At 68.2% G+C, this 19,257-nt stretch carries 16 protein-coding genes and 1 pseudogene; 7 read left to right on the top strand and 10 right to left on the bottom strand.

The genetic code is table 11. The features are described 5' to 3' along the window. Nucleotides 1-6: 6 nt before the first annotated feature. Nucleotides 7-582 (bottom strand): RNA polymerase sigma factor, encoded by a 576-nt coding sequence (locus tag QF040_RS32550; RefSeq protein ID WP_234974970.1) that lies wholly within the window; start codon nucleotides 580-582, stop codon nucleotides 7-9. Between the two features lie 167 nt (nucleotides 583-749). Between QF040_RS32550 and QF040_RS32555 the strand changes: the two genes are divergently transcribed. Both QF040_RS32555 and QF040_RS32560 read left to right on the top strand, forming a co-directional pair. After that, a complete protein-coding gene (locus QF040_RS32555) occupies nucleotides 750-1,289 on the top strand; it encodes a hypothetical protein (protein ID WP_013539945.1) in 540 nt (179 codons plus the stop codon). A gap of 13 nt (nucleotides 1,290-1,302) precedes the next feature. Next, nucleotides 1,303-2,616, top strand: a complete 1,314-nt coding sequence (locus QF040_RS32560; protein ID WP_429614350.1) for a hypothetical protein — start codon at nucleotides 1,303-1,305, stop codon at nucleotides 2,614-2,616. Here QF040_RS32560 and QF040_RS32565 read toward each other — a convergent pair whose 3' ends face one another. The 5 genes from QF040_RS32565 to argH all read right to left on the bottom strand — a co-directional run bounded on the left by QF040_RS32565 (nucleotide 2,617) and on the right by argH (nucleotide 11,568). Then, nucleotides 2,617-4,056, bottom strand: coding sequence for an efflux transporter outer membrane subunit (locus tag QF040_RS32565; protein ID WP_429614351.1), 1,440 nt, complete (start codon nucleotides 4,054-4,056; stop codon nucleotides 2,617-2,619). It abuts the gene before it with no gap. Next, nucleotides 4,056-7,235: an efflux RND transporter permease subunit gene (locus QF040_RS32570; protein WP_429614352.1), complete on the bottom strand. Its 3,180-nt coding sequence runs from the start codon at nucleotides 7,233-7,235 to the stop codon at nucleotides 4,056-4,058. The genes QF040_RS32565 and QF040_RS32570 overlap by 1 nt, the downstream gene beginning before the upstream one ends. A 9-nt stretch (nucleotides 7,236-7,244) precedes the next feature. Continuing rightward, nucleotides 7,245-8,459: an efflux RND transporter periplasmic adaptor subunit gene (locus QF040_RS32575; protein ID WP_429614353.1), complete on the bottom strand. Its 1,215-nt coding sequence runs from the start codon at nucleotides 8,457-8,459 to the stop codon at nucleotides 7,245-7,247. A gap of 192 nt (nucleotides 8,460-8,651) precedes the next feature. Beyond that, nucleotides 8,652-10,130 carry a rhomboid family intramembrane serine protease gene (locus tag QF040_RS32580; RefSeq protein WP_429614354.1) on the bottom strand — a complete coding sequence of 493 codons (1,479 nt, stop codon included), beginning with the start codon at nucleotides 10,128-10,130 and terminating at the stop codon, nucleotides 8,652-8,654. A 40-nt stretch (nucleotides 10,131-10,170) separates the two neighbouring features. Further along, the gene (gene argH, locus QF040_RS32585) at nucleotides 10,171-11,568 is read right to left on the bottom strand and encodes an argininosuccinate lyase (RefSeq protein ID WP_013539955.1); all 1,398 of its coding nucleotides are present in this window, start codon (nucleotides 11,566-11,568) and stop codon (nucleotides 10,171-10,173) included. 58 nt (nucleotides 11,569-11,626) lie between these two features. On the opposite strand from argH, the gene QF040_RS32590 reads away from it, so the two are divergent. Genes QF040_RS32590 through QF040_RS32600 form a run of 3 tightly spaced genes read left to right on the top strand, consistent with a single transcriptional unit; the run spans nucleotide 11,627 to nucleotide 14,744 of the window. Then, nucleotides 11,627-12,703, top strand: coding sequence for a sensor histidine kinase (locus QF040_RS32590; RefSeq protein WP_429614726.1), 1,077 nt, complete (start codon nucleotides 11,627-11,629; stop codon nucleotides 12,701-12,703). Next, nucleotides 12,700-13,446 (top strand): LytR/AlgR family response regulator transcription factor, encoded by a 747-nt coding sequence (locus QF040_RS32595; RefSeq protein ID WP_306879843.1) that lies wholly within the window; start codon nucleotides 12,700-12,702, stop codon nucleotides 13,444-13,446. Before QF040_RS32590 ends, QF040_RS32595 begins: the two co-directional genes overlap by 4 nt. Continuing rightward, on the top strand, nucleotides 13,443-14,744 hold the full coding sequence (locus QF040_RS32600; RefSeq protein WP_429614355.1) for an AI-2E family transporter: 1,302 nt from the start codon (nucleotides 13,443-13,445) through the stop codon (nucleotides 14,742-14,744). The genes QF040_RS32595 and QF040_RS32600 overlap by 4 nt, the downstream gene beginning before the upstream one ends. 6 nt (nucleotides 14,745-14,750) lie before the next feature. On the opposite strand, the gene QF040_RS32605 is transcribed toward QF040_RS32600, so the two are convergent. Beyond that, a complete protein-coding gene (locus tag QF040_RS32605; protein ID WP_013539959.1) occupies nucleotides 14,751-15,263 on the bottom strand; it encodes a winged helix-turn-helix transcriptional regulator in 513 nt (170 codons plus the stop codon). 99 nt (nucleotides 15,264-15,362) lie between these two features. Between QF040_RS32605 and QF040_RS32610 the strand changes: the two are divergent. Next, a pseudogene (locus QF040_RS32610) lies at nucleotides 15,363-15,756 on the top strand (tautomerase family protein). Nucleotides 15,757-15,765: 9 nt separating this feature from the next. On the opposite strand, the gene QF040_RS32615 reads toward QF040_RS32610, so the two are convergent. Beyond that, nucleotides 15,766-16,299: an N-acetyltransferase family protein gene (locus QF040_RS32615; RefSeq protein ID WP_429614356.1), complete on the bottom strand. Its 534-nt coding sequence runs from the start codon at nucleotides 16,297-16,299 to the stop codon at nucleotides 15,766-15,768. A 49-nt stretch (nucleotides 16,300-16,348) separates the two neighbouring features. Between QF040_RS32615 and QF040_RS32620 the strand changes: the two genes are divergently transcribed. After that, the gene (locus QF040_RS32620; protein ID WP_429614357.1) at nucleotides 16,349-17,287 is read left to right on the top strand and encodes a LysR family transcriptional regulator; all 939 of its coding nucleotides are present in this window, start codon (nucleotides 16,349-16,351) and stop codon (nucleotides 17,285-17,287) included. On the opposite strand, the gene QF040_RS32625 is transcribed toward QF040_RS32620, so the two are convergent. Continuing rightward, the gene (locus QF040_RS32625) at nucleotides 17,271-18,518 is read right to left on the bottom strand and encodes an MFS transporter (RefSeq protein ID WP_429614358.1); all 1,248 of its coding nucleotides are present in this window, start codon (nucleotides 18,516-18,518) and stop codon (nucleotides 17,271-17,273) included. The two genes, QF040_RS32620 and QF040_RS32625, sit on opposite strands and share 17 nt — an antisense overlap. 201 nt (nucleotides 18,519-18,719) lie before the next feature. Then, nucleotides 18,720-19,247, bottom strand: a complete 528-nt coding sequence (locus QF040_RS32630; RefSeq protein ID WP_429614359.1) for a hypothetical protein — start codon at nucleotides 19,245-19,247, stop codon at nucleotides 18,720-18,722. Nucleotides 19,248-19,257 lie beyond the last annotated feature (10 nt).

The following is a 19,257-nucleotide window of genomic DNA, read 5'->3' on the forward strand; positions in this document are numbered from 1 at the left end:
CGAATGTCACGCGAAGCGTCCCATGCAGGTGCGCAGTTTCTCGAGGCCGCGCCGGATCCAGGTCTTGACCGTGCCCAGCGGCAGCTTGAGCTGCTCGGCCAGTTCGCCGTGGCTCATTTCGCGCAGATAGGCGAGGCTGACCACTTCGCGCTGCTTGCTCTCGAGCTGACTCAGGCACTGGTGCAGGGCCCAGGCCTGTTCGCTCGCATCGGCCGTGTCGGCGGGGTTGGGCGCATCGGATTCGAGCGTGTCGGCCATCAGCTCGTCGAACTCCTGCGTGAGCTGGGCGCGGTCGGCGGTGCGGCGGCGCAGGAGGTCGAGCGCACGGCTTCGCACGATGAGGCCCAGCCAGGCGAGCGGTGGACTCAGCGAGGCGCGGTAGTCGCCGGCCACGCGCCAGACCGTCAGAAACGCCTCCTGCAGCACATCCTCGGCCCATTCGCGTTGCCGGACCACGCGCATCGCCAAGCCCATGAGCTTGGGTGCGGTGCGGTCGTAGAGCTGGCGCAGGGCGGCTTCGTCGCGATGGCCGATCCGATCGATCAGCGCCATCAGTTCGGCGTCGGGGCTGGGTGCTGTCATCGGCGGATTGTCGGGCATCGGTGGGCATGGACAAGGTACGGCCGCACCGGGTCGCCGGATTCAAACAACAGACCGCCAGAACCCCGGTCAACCCCGGTTTTGGAAACATTCGTTAACGTATACTGCCCCGCAAAATCGGAGCGGGCCGCCAATGCGCGGGAGGTGGAATGAAGCAAATTGCGATCGTCATCGTGCTCTGCGTGGGCGCGTGGTACTTCTTTATCGGCGGCCGCAAGCTCGACGAGCCGATGGTGCGCGACTATTACCACAAGGAAGCGCGCGCGATTTCCGCCAACGACGCCGACAAGCTCTGCAAGCAGCTCAGCCGCAAGGCCGTCATCGAGAGCAAGACCACGATGATGGGCAAGACGGTGGAGACCACGCACAACCGCGACGAAGCCTGCGAGGCCCAGCACCGGACCTTCGAGAAGCTGCGCGGAATCAGCGACCAGGTCGGCAGCATCCTTGCCATCGAGTACGACTACCAGATCGACAAGGTCGAGCTCGCGCCCGACCGCAAGAGCGCCTCCGTGCAGGGCACCAGCGTGCTCAAGATGGGCGAGTCGCTCCTGCAGTTCAAGACCAGCTTCACCCAGCGCCTGGAGCGCGAGTTGGGCCAGGTGCGCCTGGTGCATGCCGAGGAGGCCACGGTGGTGCGCGTCGGTGGGCGCGGCGCCATGAGCCAGAGCGAGTTCTTCCGTAAATAAAAAAGGGTCGGCCATGATCGTCCAGGATTCACTGCCACCCCCGCCGCCGTTCTGGCACCGCCTCAACAGCTTCTTCGCCTTTCCGCTCCAGTTGCGGCCTCTGGCCTACGGCATCGTGCTGTCGTTCTGCAGCCTGTTGTTCGAGGCGATCTTCTTCCTGCCCGATGCGCTGGCGTTCATCGTCATCGAGATCGGCATCATGCTGGCCGCCAGCCGCTACGGCTTCAAGATCACCGCGCTGGGCGCACGCGGCATCTGGCAGTCGTCCGAGTTCGGGCGCGAGTCGAGCGACGAGTGGACGTATCTCCCGTGGAAGCTCTTCGCCATCTCGCTGGTGCAGGGCGTGCTGATCGCCTGGCTCGCGTGGTACGAGCCGGTGCTGGGCACGGTCGCGCTGTTCGTCATGTCGTTCAGCTTCCCGGCCGCGGTGCTGGTGCTGGTGCAGTCGGGCAGCTTCTTCCAGGCGATGAACCCGGGGCATGTGTGGGATGCGATCCGCACCGTCGGCTGGCCCTATGCGCTGCTGTGCCTGTTCCTGTTCATGCTGAGCACGGGCGCGCAGATCGCCATTTCGATGGTGGTGCCGATGTTCGACGGGCGGATCATCCTGCCGATCGTCAACTTCGCGTTCATCTACTTCGGCTGGGTCATGGCGAGCCTGCTCGGCTACGTGATGTACCAGCACCACGACGCCTTCGGCATCGACGTGGTGCCCGGCGGCGGTGTGGGCGAGGGCATGCCGGTGGACCGCCGCTCGCCCGCGCAGATCGCCGCGCAGCGCATCGACGCCGAGGTGGCGCAGTTCATCACCGAAGGCGACCTGCCCGCCGCGCTGGGCACCGCCTACGAGGCGCAGCGCACCGCCCCCATCGACGACCTGGCCGCGCAGCGCCGCTATTACCGGGTGCTGTCGATGATGCCGGACAAGCAGAGCACGTTGCTCGACCAGGCCAGGCGCTTCATTCCGCTCTTGATGCGGCGCGACCTGTCGTCCGAAGCGCTCAAGGTCTTCAAGGCCTGCCGCGAGAAGGACAAGGCGTTCTCGCTCGACGACGCGGTGATGGTGATCGCGATGGCGCGGGCCGAATGGCGCAACGGCGATGCGCACGCCACGCTGGCGCTGCTGTCGGGCTTCGACCGGCGCTTCCGGGGCAACGAGGCGATCCCGCAGGCCTATGAACTCGCGGCGCGCGCGCTGGTGCAGGGCCTGGGCCGCGCCGACATGGCGCAACCCATCCTCACCACGATGGAGTCGCGCTACCCCGACAGCGAGCAGACACAGGAAGTGCGCTGGCTGCTGCGGCCGGCGCCGCAGGCAGCGGCCTAGTCAGCCGTTCCCGTCGGCGCCCTCGCTCCAGCCGCCGCCCAGCGTCCTGTAGATCGTGAGCCGGTTGGTCTGCTCGGTGAGCTGCAGGCCGATCAGTGTCTGCTGCGCCGCGTAGTGCGCGCGCTGCGCATCCAGCACGTCGAGGAAGCTCGTCGCGCCGCTCCTGAAGAGCGACTGCGACAGCTCGAAGCTGCGCGAGGTCGCACCCAGCAGCGAGCGCTGCGCATCGAGCCGTTCGGCCAGCGTGCGGCGCTCGGCCAGCGCATCGGCCACTTCGCGGAAGGCCGTCTGCACGGTCTTCTCGTAGGTCGCGAGCTGGATCTTCTGCTGCGCCTCGGCCACCTTCAGGTTCGAGCGGTTCGCGCCGCCGTCGAAGATCGGCACGCTCACCGAAGGCGCGAAGCTCCACGCCTTGCTGCCGCTCGTGAACAGGCCCGAGAGCGTGCTGCTTGCCGTGCCCGCCGAAGCCGTGAGCGCGATGCGCGGAAAGAAGGCCGCGCGCGCTGCGCCGATGTCGGCGTTGCTTGCGCGCAGCGCATGCTCGGCGGCGCGCACGTCGGGGCGCTGCTGCAGCACGCTCGACGAGAGGCCGGCCGGCGGCACGAGCAGTTGGGCAGCTTCGGCCGTCGCGTTGGTCGGCAGCAATTCGGCCGGCGGCGTGGTGCCGACCAGCAAGGTGAGCGCGTTGCGGTCCTGCTCCACCAGGCTGTCGAACGCGGCCGCATCCGCCCGCGCTGCATCCACTGTGCTTTGCGACTGCGCGAGCGCCAGGCCCGACTGCGACCCCAATGCATGGCTGCGCTGGATCAGGTCGTAGGACTTGCGTTGGCTCTCGAGCGTGCCGCGCGCGAGCGCCAGGCGCTGCTCGTCCGCGGCCAGTTGCAGCCAGGCCGTGGCGACGGACGCCACCAGGCTGATCTGCGTGCTGCGCCGGGTTTCCTCGGTCTGGAAGTAGCTCTGCAGCGCCGATTCGCTCAGGTTGCGCACGCGGCCGAACAGGTCGAGTTCGTAAGCCGTCATGCCGAGGTCGGCGCTGTATTGCGAAGAGATGCGCGCCTCGCCGCTGGTCGACAGGCTGCCCGGCGTGCGCGAGCGGCTGCCGCCTGCACCGGCGTCGATGCCTGGGAACAGGCCCGCGCGCGCAATGCCGTACTGGGCGCGTGCGCGCTCGATGTTGAGCGCCGCCACGCGCAAGTCGCGGTTGTTGGCGAGCGCGAGTTCGATCACGCCTTGCAGTTGCGTGTCGACGAAGAAATCGCGCCAGCTCACGTCGAGCGGCGTGGCCGTGGCGAGGCCGCCCGAAGGCAAGGCCTGCGGCACCGGCGAGGCCGGGGTTTCATACGCGGGCGCGAGGTTGATGCAGCCCGAGAGCACGGCCGAAGCCATGGTCGCGCAGGCCAGCGTACGCAGCGGAAAGCGGAGGAGGGATGTGCGCCGCATCAGTGGCCTCCCTGTTCCGCGGTGGGCGCAGGCAATGCGTCCGCAGCCTCGGCCTTCGCCGGCTTGCGCCTTCCTTCCGGCCACCCGCGAATCAACGCGAAGAACAGCGGCACGAAGAAGATGCCGAGCGCGGTGCCCACCACCATGCCGCCCAGCACCGCGGTGCCGATCGACTGGCGGCCACCCGCGCCCGCGCCGGTGCCGATGGCCAGCGGCAGCACGCCGAAGCCGAAGGCCAGCGAGGTCATGAGGATGGGCCGCAGCCGCAGGCGCACCGCTTCCAGCGTCGCCTCGATCACGCCCTTGCCCTGCTCCTGCAACTGCTTGGCGAACTCCACGATCAGGATCGCGTTCTTCGACGACAAGCCGACGGTCGTCAGCAGTCCTACCTGGAAATACACGTCGTTGCTCAAGCCCCGGAAGCTGGTGAACAGCAAGGCACCCACGATGCCCAGCGGCACCACCAGGATCACCGAGAACGGCACCGACCAGCTCTCGTACAGCGCGGCGAGGCACAGGAACACGAACAGGATCGAGATCGCATAGAGCACAGGCGCCTGCGCGCCCGAGAGCCGCTCCTGGAACGACGCGCCGGTCCATTCGTAGCCGATGCCGGGCGGCATCTGCTTCATCACTTCGTCCACCGCCGCCATGGCGTCGCCCGAGCTCACGCCCGGTGCGGCATCGCCCACGAACTCGTAGCTCGGGCTGCCGTTGTAGCGCTGCAGCTGCGGCGAGCCGTAGGTCCAGCGCGTGCTCGAGAACGCCGGGAACGGCACCATCTGCCCGAGGCTGTTGCGCACGCTCCAGCGGTCGATGTCGGCAGGCAGCATGCGAAAGGCGGTGTCGCCCTGCATGTACACGCGCTTCACGCGGCCGTTGTCGAGAAAGTCGTTGATGTAGGTGCCGCCCATCGCGCTGGAGAGCGTGCTGTCGATGTCGGCCGTGGCGAGGCTCGCCGCGCCGGCGCGCGCATCGTCGATGTCCACCGCGAACTGCGGCGTGTCGTCCAGGTTGTTGCTGCGCACGTTCACGACCACGTCGGAGCGCTTGGAGAGCAGGTCGATGGCCTGGTCGCGCGCCTTCACCAGCGCGTCGTGGCCCAGGCCATTGATGTCCTTCAGGTGGAAGTTGAAGCCCGCGTTGGCACCCAGCCCGCGCACTGCCGGCGGCAGCAGCACGAACACGCGCGCATCGCGGATGGTCGAGAGATCCTTGTTGGCGCGGCGCGCGAGCGCCGCGGCCGATTGCCCGTCGCCTTCGCGCTCGGCCCAGTCCTTGAGTTTCACGAAAGCGCGCGCCGAACTCTGGTCGCCGTTCTGCCCGGTGATGACGTTCACGCTCACCACCTCGGGCTGCTTGGTGAAGTAGTCCTGCATCTGCGTGACCACCGGCTGCAGCCGCGCGTCCGAGGCGCCCGGCGGCAGCGTCACCTGCACCTGCAAAAAGGCCTGGTCCTCGTCGGGCAGGAAGGAGGTGGGCAGGCGCATGAACAGCACCGCCATCGCGGCCGCGATCAAGAGGTACACCACGAGGCTGCGCTTGCCGCGCCGCACGATGCCGCCGACCACGCCCTGATAGCGGTCGGCGCCCTTGTCGAAGTTGCGGTTGAAGCCCGCGAAGAAACGGTCGACCGCGCCCAGCACGCCCTTGCGCGGCACGGCGTGCTGGCCCTTGGCGACGGGCTTCAAGAGCGTCGCGCACAGCGCCGGCGTCAGCGTGAGCGCCACGAACACCGACAGCGCCATCGCCGAGACGATGGTGATCGAGAACTGCCGGTAGATCACGCCGGTCGAGCCGCCGAAGAAGGCCATCGGGATGAACACCGCCGACAGCACCAGCGCGATGCCCACGAGCGCGGGCGTGATCTCGGCCATCGACTTGCGCGCGGCCTCCTTGGGTGAGAGGCCCTCTTCATGCATCACGCGTTCGACGTTCTCGACCACCACGATGGCGTCGTCCACCAGAAGGCCGATCGCCAGCACCATGCCGAACATGGTGAGCGTGTTGATCGAGTAGCCGGCCATGGAGAGCACGCCGAAGGTGCCCAGCAGCACCACCGGCACCGCAATCGCCGGAATCAGCGTCGCGCGGAAGTTCTGCAGAAAGACGTACATCACAAGCACGACCAGCAGCATGGCCTCGGCCAGCGCCTTCACCACCTCGTCGATGGACGCGCTCACGAAGGGCGTGGTGTCGTAGCTCACGAAGGTCTGCAACTGGTTCGGAAAGAGCGGCTGCAACTCGGCCACCTTGGCCTTCACCGCCTCGGCCACCTGCACCGCGTTGGCGCCGTCGGCCAGCACCACGCCCAGGCCCGCGCCGGGACGGCCACCGAGCTGCGAGCGCACCGTGAGGTTCTCGGCACCAAGCTCCACGCGCGCCACGTCGCGCAGGCGCACCACGGCGCCATCGGGCGTGGCGCGCAGCACCACGTTCTCGAACTGCGAAACCGTCTGCAGCTTGCTGCGCGCGGTGATCGTGGCGTTGAGCTGCTGCTGCGCGCCGGCCGGCAGGGCGCCGAGCTGGCCGGCCGACACCTGCGCGTTCTGCGCGGTGATGGCGCTGCCCACATCCGAAGGCATCAGCGCGTACTTGCGCAGCTTGTCGGGGTCGAGCCACAGGCGCATCGCGTAGCCGGTGCCCAGCGTCTGCACCTCGCCCACGCCGTCGATGCGGCTGATCACGTCGACCAGGTTGCTGCTGATGTAGTCGCCCACGTCCACCGCGGAAGCGCTGCCGTCGCCCGAGTACATCGAGACGATCAGCAGGAAGTCGTTGCCGCCCTTGGTGACCGTGACGCCGCGGCTCTGCACCTGCTGCGGCAGGCGCGACATGGCCTGCTGCAGCTTGTTCTGCACCTGCATCTGGGCCACGTCGATGTTGGTGCCCGCGTTGAAGGTGAGCGACAGGCGCGCCACGCCCGAGGAGTTGCTGGTCGACTGCATGTAGAGCAGGTTGTCCAGCCCCTTCATCTGCTGCTCGATGACCTGGGTGACGGAGTCTTCGACCGTCTTGGCCGAGGCGCCGGTGTAGGTGGCATTGATCGACACGCGCGGTGGTGCGATGTCGGGGTATTGCTCCAGAGGCAGCGTGCGGATCGCCATCAGCCCGGCGAGCATGACGACGATGGAGAGCACCCACGCGAAGATGGGGCGGTCGATGAAGAACTGGGCCATGGCGGGGCCTCAGCGCGCGATGGTGGCGGAAGCGGCGGCGGCCACGGGGCTTGTGACCGGCTTCGCGCCCAGGTCGACCACCCGCACCTTGTCCCCGACCTTCACGCGCTGCGAGCCTTCCATCATCACGCGGTCGCCCGCTGCGAGGCCGTCGAGCACCTGCCAGTGCGTGCCGACCGCGCGACCCACCGTGATCGGGCGTTTGGCGACCTTGTTCTCGGTGTCGATCACCAGTGCCGAGGCGCTGCCGTCCGGCGCGCGCGTGACGGCCTGCTGCGGCACCAGCAGCGCGGCCTGGTTCACGCCTTCCTGCAGCACCGCGCGCACGTACATGCCGGGCATCAGCAACCGGTCGGGGTTGGGCACCACCGCGCGCAGCGTGACGCTGCCGGTGCCCGCATCGACCGTGACGCCGCTGAACGTGAGGCGTCCGGCATGCGGGTACTTGCTGCCGTCTTCGAGCAGCAACTGGATGCTCGCCTCGGCGCCGTTCGCGCGCTGCAGCCGGCCGCTGGCGAGTTCGCGCTTCAGGCGCAAGAGCTCGCTGCTCGACTGCGTGACATGCACATGGATCGGGTCGAGCTGCTGCACGGTGGTCATCGCCGCCGCCTGGTTGGCGGTGACCAGCGCGCCCGGGGTCACGGTCGAGAGTTCGGCCCAGCCGGTGATCGGCGAGGTGATGCGGGTGTAGCCCAGTTGGATGCGCGCGGTCTGCTCGGCCGCGCGGGCCACGCCGAGATCGGCTTCGGCCTGCTGCTCGGCGGCCTGCGATTCGTCGAACACCTGGCGGCTGATGGCGTCGATCTTCACCAGCTCGGCGTTGCGCTTGGCCACCGTGCGGGCCGTGGCCAGGGCCGATTCGGCCTTGCGTACGCTGGCCTGCGCGCTTGCATGGGCAGCCTGCAGCGAGGCCGGGTCGAGCTGGTAGAGCACCTGTCCGGCCTTGACCTGCGAGCCTTCGGTAAAGAGCCGCTCCTTCAGGATGCCGCCGACCTGCGGGCGGATCTCGGCGATGACCGGCGCGGCGGTGCGGCCGGGGAGTTCGGTGCTCAGCGCGAGGGTCTCGTGCTTCAGGGTGACTGCACCGACTTCCTTTTCTGGTGCGGCGGCGGCCGCCTTGGCGGTGCCGGGCGCCTCCACGCTGGTGCGTGAACACCCTGCGAGCGCGGCGATGGTCAGGGCCGTCAAGAGCAAAGCGAAGCGGGAGGGGGTGTGGTCAGGCATGAATCAGGCAACGGAAGTAGGAAAAAGCTCCAGATGGAGCGAGCGGGCAGCCTCAAGTTCAACGAGGCGCGGGCGCAAGGGCCGGCTTTACACGCGAGACGCAGCAATTGCAGTGCCTGCAATGCCACGCATGGTGGCAGCGGAGGTCTACAGGGGCATGACAGCCCCGGAGAACGGAGGAGGGGCGTGGTTTCAGGCGCGCTGCAGGGCGCGCGTGACCATGTCGTTGGGCGCGAGCCGCAGCAGGTGCGGCAACAAGCCGATGGCCTTCTCGCGCTCCCCCGCGTGCAGCAGGCCGTTGGCGCACACCGAGAGCGTGTCGGCCAATTGCGGATGGTCGGGGGCCGTCTTCAGCAGGATGCGGCACAGCATGTCGGCATCGCCGAACTCGCGGATGCGCGCGAACCGGCGCGCAAGGCGGGCCATGTCGTCCGGCTTCAGGCGCAGGCCCGGCTTGGCCTGGTCGAGGTAGGTGCGGTAGCTCGCGTGCTGCAGGGCAATCGTCTCGGCATCGGTGGCGGGCAGGCGGAAGATGCGGCGCGCGGCGTGGTGGAAGTCTTCGCTCGCGGGCTGCAGACGCGCGGTGTTGAACCAGGCGCGCAGCGTGTCGGTGTCGCCGGGGTGCAGGGCCGCGGCGGCCCGCCACTCGGCCGCGGCCTGCTCGAACTTCATCGCGGCGCCCAGCCGGCGGGCAGCGGCCACGTGCGCATCGAAGCGGTCGTCGTCGTTCACCATTTCCGACTTCACCGTCTCGGGCGTCTTCACGCGGCCGAGCAGCATGGCGCCTGCCATCAGCGCGGCACCGGTGAGCAGTCCACCCAGATGCGCCATGTAGGCGACGCCCTCGTCGGCGAGCCAGTGCTGCATCAGCTCGTTGACGATCCAGGCCGGCAGCAGGAGCAGGGCCGGCGCGCTGACGTAGTTGAAATAGAAGAACAGCTGGTAGAAAAAGCGGATGCGCCGCAGCCGATACATCACCGCATACATGCCCATCAGCGCCGAAACCCCGCCCGAGGCGCCCAGGCCGTAGGAGCCCTTGCCCGCATAGGCCCAGGCCGCCAGCGCCGAAGCGCCCACGCAGCCCAGCAGGTAGAAGGTGAGGTAGGTGCTGCGGCCCAGTGCCAGCTCGACCGAGGCACCGAACAGGAAGAGGAACAGCATGTTGCCCAGCAGGTGGCCGGTGCTGCCGTGCAGGAAGGCGGAGGTGATCAGCGTCCAGGGCTTGCTGAACCCGGCGTCCTTGCCGTAGTCCTGCGCCCAGCGCTCGGTGAAGGGGGCGGGCAGCATCGACTCGTACTGCTGGCGGTCGCGCTTCCACTCGGCGTACTGCGGGTGGGCGGGCGTGATGATCTCTTCGGCCTTCAGCTTCTTCTGGAAGGCCCGGTCGTGCTCCATGGCCTGGATCAACTGCTCGTAGGCCTCGGCCTTCAACATGCGCTCGCCCAGCTTGCCGCGCTTCGCGTCGGTCTTCTTCAGCCACTCCACGAAGGGCGGCAGTTCCAGCGCGGGCAGCGCGCTCTTCACGTAGTACTGGTCAGCGCGCTCGCGGCCGTTCTCTTCGCTGGTCTGCGGCCCCCACCAGACGATCATGTTCACGAGGATCAGCAGCACCGTCAGCCACGGTGGGTTGCGCCAGCTCGGTTTGTTCTCGAGCGGGATGGCGTAGAACACGGTGGGGCGGCCGGTTGCTGCTGCTGATGCGGTGCCGCGATCAGCCGAGGCGCTTGCGGTGGCGCGCGATCTGCGCCTTCACCTGCGCGGGCGCCGTACCGCCGAGGATGTTGCGTGCGTTCAGCGAGCCGCGCAGGCTCAGCACGTCGTACACGTCCTTCTCGATGTTCGGATTGAACTGCTGCAGCACCGCAAGCGGCAGCTCGGCCAGGTCGACCTTGTGCGACGTCGCTGCCTTCACGGCGTGCGCCACGGTTTCGTGCGCGTCGCGGAAGGGCAGGCCCTTCTTCACGAGGTAGTCGGCCAGGTCGGTGGCGGTGGCGTAGCCGCGCAGGGCTGCGGCTTCCATTGCCTCGGGCTTCACGGTGATGCCGCCGATCATCTCGGCAAAGATGCGCAGGGTGTCCTTGAGCGTGTCGACGGTGTCGAACAGCGGCTCCTTGTCTTCCTGGTTGTCCTTGTTGTAGGCGAGCGGTTGTCCCTTCATGAGGGTGATGAGCGCCATCAGGTGGCCGACCACGCGGCCGGTCTTGCCGCGCGCCAGCTCGGGCACGTCGGGGTTCTTCTTCTGCGGCATGATCGACGAGCCGGTCGTGAAGCGGTCGGCGATCTGGATGAAGCCGAAGTTCTGGCTCATCCACAGGATGAGTTCTTCGCTCATGCGGCTGATGTGCACCATGCACAGGCTCGCCGCGGCAGTGAACTCGATCGCGAAGTCGCGGTCGCTCACGGCGTCCAGGCTGTTCTGGCACACGCCGTCCATGTTCAGGGTCTTGGCGACGAGCTCGCGGTCCAGCGGGTAGCTCGTGCCGGCGAGGGCGGCAGCGCCCAGCGGCAGGCGGTTGACGCGCTTGCGCACCTCGCCCATGCGCTCGGCATCGCGGCTGAACATTTCCACGTACGCGAGCATGTGGTGGCCGAAGCTCACCGGCTGGGCCACCTGCAGGTGGGTGAAGCCGGGCAGGATCACCTCGACGTTCTTCTCGGCGATGTCCACCAGCGCCTTCTGCAGTTCGGTGAGCAGGTCGCCGATGAGGTCGATTTCGCCGCGCAGCCAGAGGCGCACGTCGGTGGCGACCTGGTCGTTGCGGCTGCGGCCGGTGTGCAGGCGCTTGCCGGCATCGCCGACGAGCTGCGTGAGGCGCGCCTCGATGTTCAGGTGCACGTCCTCCAGGTCGAGCTTCCACTCGAAGGCGCCGGATTCGATTTCGCTGCGGATCTGCGCCATCCCACGCTCGATTTCGGCGTGGTCCTGCTTCTGGATGATCCCCTGGGCGGCGAGCATGCCGGCATGGGCGAGGGAGCCCTCGATGTCGGCCTGCCAGAGGCGCTTGTCGAAGAAGACGCTGGAGGTGTAGCGCTTCACCAGGTCGCTCATCGGTTCGGAGAAAAGGGCCGACCAGGCTTCGGATTTCTTGTCGAGTTGGTTTTGGGTCATGGGAGCCGTCCAGGAGGCAATAATGGGTTGGTCACCCGATGTAACTGTGATGTCCGCGATGCGCAACCCGGCGATTTTATCGGCCACCTCTGGCTCTACGCCCCCGACGCCGTCGGAGAGGGCTCGCGCGTCCCTGCGCGCCGAGCCGTCGCTGTTCGATGCCTGCCAGATCGGCGTGGTGCTGCGCACCGTGGTGTTCGTCGAGGTGGTGGTGGCCATCGCCGCGCTCTTCGTGATCTCCACGCCCGGCGAATGGCTGGTGCAGACCGCCACCGTCACCGGCGGCGCCTTGCCCGCGACGCTGCTCTGGCTGGTGACGGCCTGCGGGCTCAAGAAGCAGTTGCGGCGCTTGCCGCGCCAGTGGCAGTACGCGGCCGGCGCCGTGCTGGGCGCACTGGCATCGCTCTATGGCTGCGGCCTCTTGCGCCTGACCGGCGTGCTCGCCAATGCGCCGTGGCTGGCCAGCGGGCTGGCCGGCGCGCTGTTCGCAGGGCTCGTGATGACCGCGATGGCCCTGCGCGCACTCGGCCAGACGCCCGCCGCCACCACGGCCCGGCTCGAGGAACTGCAGTCGCGCATCCGCCCCCACTTTCTCTTCAACACGCTCAACAGCGCCATCGCCCTCGTGCGCGAGGAGCCCGCCAAGGCCGAGACCATGCTCGAAGACCTGGCCGAGCTGTTTCGCCAGGCGCTGGCCGACCCGGGCGAATCGGGCACGCTGGCCGACGAGATCGCGCTGGCCGAGCGCTACCTGGCCATCGAGCAGGTGCGCTTCGGCGACCGGTTGCGCATCCGCTGGGACCTCGATGCCGCCGCCAGCAATGCACGCCTGCCGCCGCTGTTGCTGCAGCCGCTGGTCGAGAACGCCATCAAGCACGGCGTGGAGCCCAGCCCCGAGGGCGCCAAGCTGCGCATCCGCACCGAGCGGCGCGGCAGCATGGTGGTGATCGAGGTGGTCAACAGCCTGCCGCCGCTGCGCTGGGCCGACGAGCCGCTGCCGCGCGGCCACGGCATTGCGCTGGCCAACGTGCGCGACCGGCTGCGCCTGTTGCACGACATGCAGATGCAGTTCAGCGCCGGCATGGACCAGAAAAACTACCGGGTGCGCATCGCGATCCCCGCCGAATCATCATGACCCTCAAGACCCTCATCGTCGACGACGAAGCCCTGGCGCGCTCCCGCATGCGCACCCTGCTGCGCGACTGCAGCGCGCCCGCCGCCGAGGTGGTGGCCGAGGCCTCGCAGGGCGCCGAGGCGCAGCAGCACCTGGCCACGATGGACCTCGATCTGGTGCTGCTCGACGTGCACATGCCCGGCGTCGACGGCATCGAGGTGGCGCGCGCGCTGCGCAGCAACCCCGATGCACCGGCCGTGGTGTTCGTGACAGCACATGCGACGCACGCGGTCACCGCCTTCGAGCTCGACGCGGTCGACTACCTGACCAAGCCGGTGCGCGCCGAGCGCCTGCAGCAGGCGCTGCTGAAGGCCGAACGCTTCCTGAAGGAGCGCCGCGCGCTGCAGGCCGATGCCGCGCCCGAGACCGTGCTGATCCAGGACCGCGGCCGCGCCGAGCGCGTGCCGCTCTCCGAGGTGCTGTACCTGAAGTCCGAATACAAGTACCTCACGGTGCGCACCGCCACGCGCAGCCACATCCTCGATGGCTCGCTCAACGAGTTCGAGGAGCGCTATCCGAACCGCTTCCTGCGGGTGCATCGCAATGCGCTGGTGGCCCGCTCGGCCATCCGCGCGCTCGAGAAATACGACGACGGCGAAGACGCCGAAGGCTGGGCCCTCCGGCTGGATGCGATTCCCGAACCCGTCGCTGTGTCGCGGCGCCAACTTGCCGCAGTGCGCGAAGTGCTCAAGGAGACGCGATGAACGACGAGCAGCGCCCCCCTGCGCCCGACAAGCCACCGGCCGAGCCGGCACCCCAACGCGCGACCGAACCTCCGGCCGCCGAGAGCGCGCAAGTCCCCGCATCGAACGGAACGCCTTCTCCTCCCACTGCCGCGCTTGCACCGGTACCCGCACCGGAGGAGCCGGCTGCCGAGCCCACCGCGGCCCAGCGCCGGCGCCTCATGCTGCACATGCCGGTCGACGTGCGCAGCGCCTCGCTGGTCGTGCTCGCCGTGCTGGCCAGCGTCTTCGCGCTGCAGTGGGGCCAGGCGGTGTTCATCCCGCTGATGCTGAGCCTTTTGCTGACCTACGCGCTGTCGCCGCTGGTCGAGATGCTCCACCGCTGGCACCTGCCGCGCTGGATCGGCGCGGCGTTCATCCTCGTGGGCCTGTTCGGCGGCATCGGCTGGACGGGCTATTCGCTCTCGGGCAACGCCTCGCAACTGGTCGATTCGCTGCCCGTCGCCGCGCAGAAGCTCGGACAGGCGATGCGCCGCGACAAGGGCGCCAGCGCCACGCCGCTCGAAAGCGTGCAGCAGGCGGCCGCGCAGCTGGAGAAGGCGGCCGAGGAAAACTCCGCGCGCGTCGCCTCGCGGCGCGGCGTGGCCCGCGTCGTCATCGAGCGGCCCGGCTTCAACGTGCGCGACTACCTGCTGAGCGGCACCGTCGGCCTGTTGAGCGCGCTGGGCCAGTTCACGCTGGTGGCTTTTCTCACCTACTTCGCGCTGTGCTCGGGCGACACCTTCCGGCGCAAGCTCATCAAGATCACCGGCTCGAGCCTGCAGAAGAAGAAGGTCACGGTGCATGTGCTGGACGACATCACGCGCAACATCGAGCGCTACCTGCTGGTGCAGATCTTCACCAGCGTGCTCGTGGGATTGGCCACCGGCCTCGCGTTCTGGGCCATCGGGCTGGAGAACGCCGCGGTGTGGGGAATCATCGCCGCGGTGACCAACCTCATCCCGTACATCGGCTCGGTCATCGTGCTCGCTGCGGCGGGGCTCGTGGCCTTCCTGCAGTTCAACAGCCTGCAGATGGGCCTCGCGGTGGCCGGCACTTCGCTGGCCATCCACACGATCATCGGCAACCTGCTGCTGCCCTGGCTCACCAGCCGCACCAGCCGCATGAACCCGGTGGCGGTGTTCGTCGGCGTGATCTTCTGGGGTTGGCTCTGGGGCATCTGGGGGCTGCTGCTGGGCATTCCGATCACGATGGTGATCAAGTCGATCTGCGACCGGGTGGAAGACCTGCAGCCCATCGGCGAACTGCTGGGCGAATAAGGGCGCTCAGCCCGGCTGCGCCTTGCCGCGCGCCGCTTGTTTCACCGGCAGCTTCTTCGCCGCCGGCTTTTTCACCGGGAGCTTCTTCACGAACGTGTCGGCCGCATCGAGCGGCTTGCCGTCGTGCGTGCGCAGGTCGAGCTTGCGCACCGGCTTGCCGCTGCCCCGCTCGACCAGCACCGAGTGCGCCTCGCCCTTGCCGTAGAGGTGCTGCTCGCCCCAGTGCCTGAGCCCCACCACCACGGGGAAGAGGCCGTTGCCCTTGGGCGTGAGAACGTACTCCTGGTACATCGTGCCATCGGATGCGGGCGCGAGCGCGAGCACGCCTTCCTGCACCAGGTTCTTCAGCCGGTCCGCGAGGATGTTCTTCGCCACACCCAGGCTCTGCTGGAATTCGCCGAAGCGCTTCATGCCGTCGAAGGCATCGCGAATGATGAGCAGCGACCACTGGTCGCCCACGATGTCGAGCGAGCGCGCCATCGGGCAGGTGTCTGATTTGAGGCTTCGTCTCTTGGCCATGGGGCCGTATTAGACCGGCGATGCTCTTCCGGTGGCAAATGAAAACCTGAATGCCTGCAATGGAACTGATGGGAATCGTTTGTCCGTAAGGTCGCTGCCATGCCTTATCTCCAACTCGACGTGAACGGCCGCCACGAAGTGGCCGACAAGAAGCGCCTCGCGCGCCAGCTCTGCGAAACCTATGCGCAACTGATGAGCGTCGACATCCGCCGCATCAGCGTCGCGATCCGAGAGGTGGGCGAAGGCGGCGTCTGGCGCATGGTGGACGGCGAGGCCACCGAGGTGTCGGTGCTCATGTGCGACATCCGGCGCGGCCGCTCCGCCGAGTTGCGGCTCGAGGTCGCGAAGGCCCTGTGCCGCGATTGCATCGACATACTGGGCCTGCGCGAAGACCGTCTCAACGTCGAGTTCACCCAGCATTCGGGCGATGAGATGTACCACCCGACGCTGGGGGGGCTACAGCCCGGAGTGGTCGGAAGACGAGGCCGGCTGAGCACGGTGCTCAGCGCAGTGCACGCTGCATCAGCACGGTATCGACCCACTGCCCGAACTTGAACCCGACGCTGCGCAGCACGCCGACCGTCCCGAACCCGAGGCTTTCGTGCAGGCGCTGCGAACCGGCATTGGCGCTGTTGCCCACCACCGCCACCATCTGCGTGAAGCCGCCCTCGGTGCAGCGCGCGATCACCGCCCGCAGCAGCGCCTTGCCGATGCCATGGCCGTGCATGCCGTGCGCGACGTAGATCGAGTCCTCCACCGTGTGGCGGTAGGCGGAGCGGGCGCGGTAGGGGCTCGCGTAGGCATAGCCGACGACCTCGCCGTTCTTCAGTGCGACCAGGTAGGGAAGAGCGCGGCGCAGCACCTCGGTGCGGCGCGTCTGCATCTCTTCGACAGTGGGCACCTCTTCCTCGAAGGAGCACAGGTCGTGCTGCACGTAGTGGCTGTAGATGGCCTGCACCGAGGCCATGTGGTGCGGCTCGGCATCGAGGATTTCAACGGTGGTGGAAGCTGCGGGCGAGAGCGTCGGTGAGTGCATGCCGCGAATCTTGACGTTCCATCATCGATAAGTGAAGCTTCGCTGACCTATGCGGAGCATAAGCAATACTTTGGAAAAGACACTGAACCTCGACCAGCTCAAGTCCTTCGGGCTGGTGATCGAAACCGGCAGCTTCTCGGCCGCAGCCGACCGGCTCGGCCTCACTCAGCCGGCCATCAGCCTGCAGGTGCGCCAACTCGAACGCAGGCTCTCGGTGCGACTGATCGAACGCGTCGGCAAGCGCGCCAGGGCCACGCCGGCCGGCATGGAATTGCTGCGCCATGCGCACCACATCGAAACCGCAGTGGACAACGCCATCGACGCCCTGGCCGATCACGCGAGCGGCGTCACGGGCCGCGTGCGCCTGGGCACTGGTGCCACCGCGTGCCTGCATTTCCTTCCGGCCGTGCTGCGCGCGCTGCGGGAGGAGTTTCCGGCGCTCGGCATCGTGGTGAGCACCGGCAACACCGAAGACCATGTGCGCAGGGTCGAGGAGAACAGCATCGACCTGGCGCTGGTCACGCTGCCCGCCGCCGGCCGGTCGCTGAGCGTGACGCCGGTGCTCGACGACGAGTTCGTCGCCATCGGCCGCAGCGACCTCGCACCGCTGAAGGCGCGGGTGACGCCGGCCGACCTGGGCGGCTTGCCGCTGGTGCTGTTCGAGCCCGCGGCCAACACGCGCAAGCTGGTCGATCGCTGGTTCGCCACCGAAGGCCTGCAGCCGCAGCCCGTGATGGAGCTGGGCAGCGTCGAGGCGATGAAGGAGATGGTGGCCGCGGGGCTGGGCTACGGCATCGTGCCGCGCATGGCGATGGCCGGTCGCGGCGCCCACCCCGACCTGAAGATCAGCCGCCTTGCGCCGCGCATGCACCGCACACTGGCCGTCGTCATCCGGCGCGACAAGCCGGTCAACAAGGCCCTGCGCGTGGTGCTCGATGCGATCGCGGCGGCGGGCAAGAAGGCGGGGCCGGTTACTCGGGCAAGGTAGCCAGCACCGGGCCGCCCCGCGCCCGGCCCAGCGTGCCGACGATCAGCGCGGCGATCAGCACCAGCCCGCCGCTGAGCACCATCGCACTGGAGATGCCGAAGTTGTCGACCGTGAGGCCGCCGATGAGGGCGCCCGAGGCGATCGCCACCTGGAAGCCGCTCACGAGCAGCGCCTGGCCGGCTTCGGGGGCATCGGGCACGGCTTCCATCATCCAGCCGGTGAGCGCCACCGGGATCAGGCCGAAGGCCACGCCCCAGATGAAGACCACCACCGCGCCGGGCACGAAGCCGCTGCCGATCAGCGTGGACAGCAGCAGTGCCGTCGCCAGCATCAGCGCGGCCAGCAAGGTGGTGCCGCGCACGCTGCGCGCCACCAGGCTGCCGCCGACGAAGGTGCCGATGAAGCCGACCGCGCCGTACACCAGCAGCAGCGTCGAGACCGCGTTGGGCTCCAGGCCGAACACCTGCTGCAGCAGCGGCTTGAGGTACGTGTAGGCCGCGAAGTGCCCGGCGATGAAGAACAGCACCGCGAGCAGCCCGACCTGCGCCATGCGGCGCGTGAGCGGCGTCAGCAGGTCGCGGGCACCGATGGCGCGCGCCGGCGGAATCGCGGGCAGCAACCACAGCTGCACCAGCAGCACCACCGCGGCCAGCGCACCGGTCACCGCGAACGAAGCGCGCCAGCCGAACAGCGTGCCGAGGAACGAACCCGCCGGCACGCCGAGCACCGTGGCGGCCGACACGCCGGCCAGCACCAGCGACATGGCGCGTGCCTTCGAGGCGTCGGGCACCAGCTGCGTGGCCGCGGCGGGCGCAAAGGTCCAGAAGCCGCCCACGCACAGGCCGAGCAGCAGGCGCGCGACGAGCATGGTGGCGAAGTTGGGCGCAAACGCCGCGAGCAGGTTCGAGGCGATCAGCAAGGTGGTGAGCGCGATCAGTACCGTGCGCCGGTCGAGCTTGCCCGAGGCGACGATCAGCGCCGGTCCGGCGAAGGCGGCGAGCACGCCGGGCATCGTGACCATGAGACCGGCCGTGCCGTCGGAGACGTTCAGGCCGCGCGCGATGTCGGTGAGAAGGCCGATCGGCATGAACTCGGTCGAGACCATCGCGAAGGTGCCGACGGCAATGGAGCCGACCGCGAGCCAGGCGGAACGGGTGGTCTTGACCAGCCCGGACGGCGGCGGCGACGACACGTCGTCGATGCAGGGATTGCTGCTGGGTGCATTCATCATGGAGAGGGGTCCTGGAGCGCATCGGCGAAGCGCGTGCCGATGCTTGTTGCGGGAGTCCAGGGAGTGTGAAAGCGGATGCTCTCGCGACAAAGGGGGCTCGTGGCAGTAGTCAGTTTCCCGTGGGCGAACAATCGGGCCTTTTTGCAGCTCCGTGGCTGCTGGCCTGTTCACCGTGGCGGCTATCGCCACCACCATCATTCGTTATCGAGGCTGCAGCACCCGGCCGTCGGCGATGAACGAATCGCCGACCAGCACACGAAAGTCCACACCCTGCACGAAGCGAGGCTTGGCGAGGTCGGGCTTCAGGAACTCGATGTCGAGCGAATGCGCCTTGCCGCGCTCCAGCGCTTCGCCCTGCGGCACGAACCATCGCGCGGAAAAACCTTCGTTGTCGATCACCAGCGCGCAGCGGTATTCCCCCGCGGCGAGCGGCACGTCATGAATCGGCAGCGCCGGCGGGCGCAGCGTGATGTCGGCACGCAGGTGCGGCGTGAACGCACCCAGCGCGTCGAAGGTCACGGGTTCGGGCGGCGGCGCGCGGCGCGGCAGCTTGCCGATGAGCCAGGCGATCACGTTGCCGATGATCGGCACCCACAGCACCATCAGCAGCGTGGCGATGTCGCGTGTGGTGGTGCCGCGCTCCGCGTAGTGCCGCACCACCGCCCCGCCGACCGCCACGCACAGCAGGATGACGACGATCAATCTGCGGCGGGACTGGATGGTGCTCACCGTGCACCCT

Origin of the sequence: Variovorax sp. W2I14, from assembly GCF_050435205.1 — a bacterium.
Taxonomy (GTDB): domain Bacteria; phylum Pseudomonadota; class Gammaproteobacteria; order Burkholderiales; family Burkholderiaceae_C; genus Variovorax; species Variovorax paradoxus_C.

Excerpts from the sequence above, each read along its gene's own strand:
- QF040_RS32550 (WP_234974970.1), bottom strand. The coding sequence starts at position 582 with ATGACAGCACCCAGCCCCGACGCCGAACTGATGGCGCTGATCGATCGG.
- QF040_RS32555 (WP_013539945.1), top strand. The coding sequence starts at position 750 with ATGAAGCAAATTGCGATCGTCATCGTGCTCTGCGTGGGCGCGTGGTAC.
- QF040_RS32560 (WP_429614350.1), top strand. The coding sequence starts at position 1,303 with ATGATCGTCCAGGATTCACTGCCACCCCCGCCGCCGTTCTGGCACCGC.
- QF040_RS32565 (WP_429614351.1), bottom strand. The coding sequence starts at position 4,056 with ATGCGGCGCACATCCCTCCTCCGCTTTCCGCTGCGTACGCTGGCCTGC.
- QF040_RS32570 (WP_429614352.1), bottom strand. The coding sequence starts at position 7,235 with ATGGCCCAGTTCTTCATCGACCGCCCCATCTTCGCGTGGGTGCTCTCC.
- QF040_RS32575 (WP_429614353.1), bottom strand. The coding sequence starts at position 8,459 with ATGCCTGACCACACCCCCTCCCGCTTCGCTTTGCTCTTGACGGCCCTG.
- argH (WP_013539955.1), bottom strand. The coding sequence starts at position 11,568 with ATGACCCAAAACCAACTCGACAAGAAATCCGAAGCCTGGTCGGCCCTT.
- QF040_RS32590 (WP_429614726.1), top strand. The coding sequence starts at position 11,627 with ATGCGCAACCCGGCGATTTTATCGGCCACCTCTGGCTCTACGCCCCCG.
- QF040_RS32595 (WP_306879843.1), top strand. The coding sequence starts at position 12,700 with ATGACCCTCAAGACCCTCATCGTCGACGACGAAGCCCTGGCGCGCTCC.
- QF040_RS32600 (WP_429614355.1), top strand. The coding sequence starts at position 13,443 with ATGAACGACGAGCAGCGCCCCCCTGCGCCCGACAAGCCACCGGCCGAG.
- QF040_RS32605 (WP_013539959.1), bottom strand. The coding sequence starts at position 15,263 with ATGGCCAAGAGACGAAGCCTCAAATCAGACACCTGCCCGATGGCGCGC.
- QF040_RS32615 (WP_429614356.1), bottom strand. The coding sequence starts at position 16,299 with ATGCACTCACCGACGCTCTCGCCCGCAGCTTCCACCACCGTTGAAATC.
- QF040_RS32620 (WP_429614357.1), top strand. The coding sequence starts at position 16,349 with ATGCGGAGCATAAGCAATACTTTGGAAAAGACACTGAACCTCGACCAG.
- QF040_RS32625 (WP_429614358.1), bottom strand. The coding sequence starts at position 18,518 with ATGATGAATGCACCCAGCAGCAATCCCTGCATCGACGACGTGTCGTCG.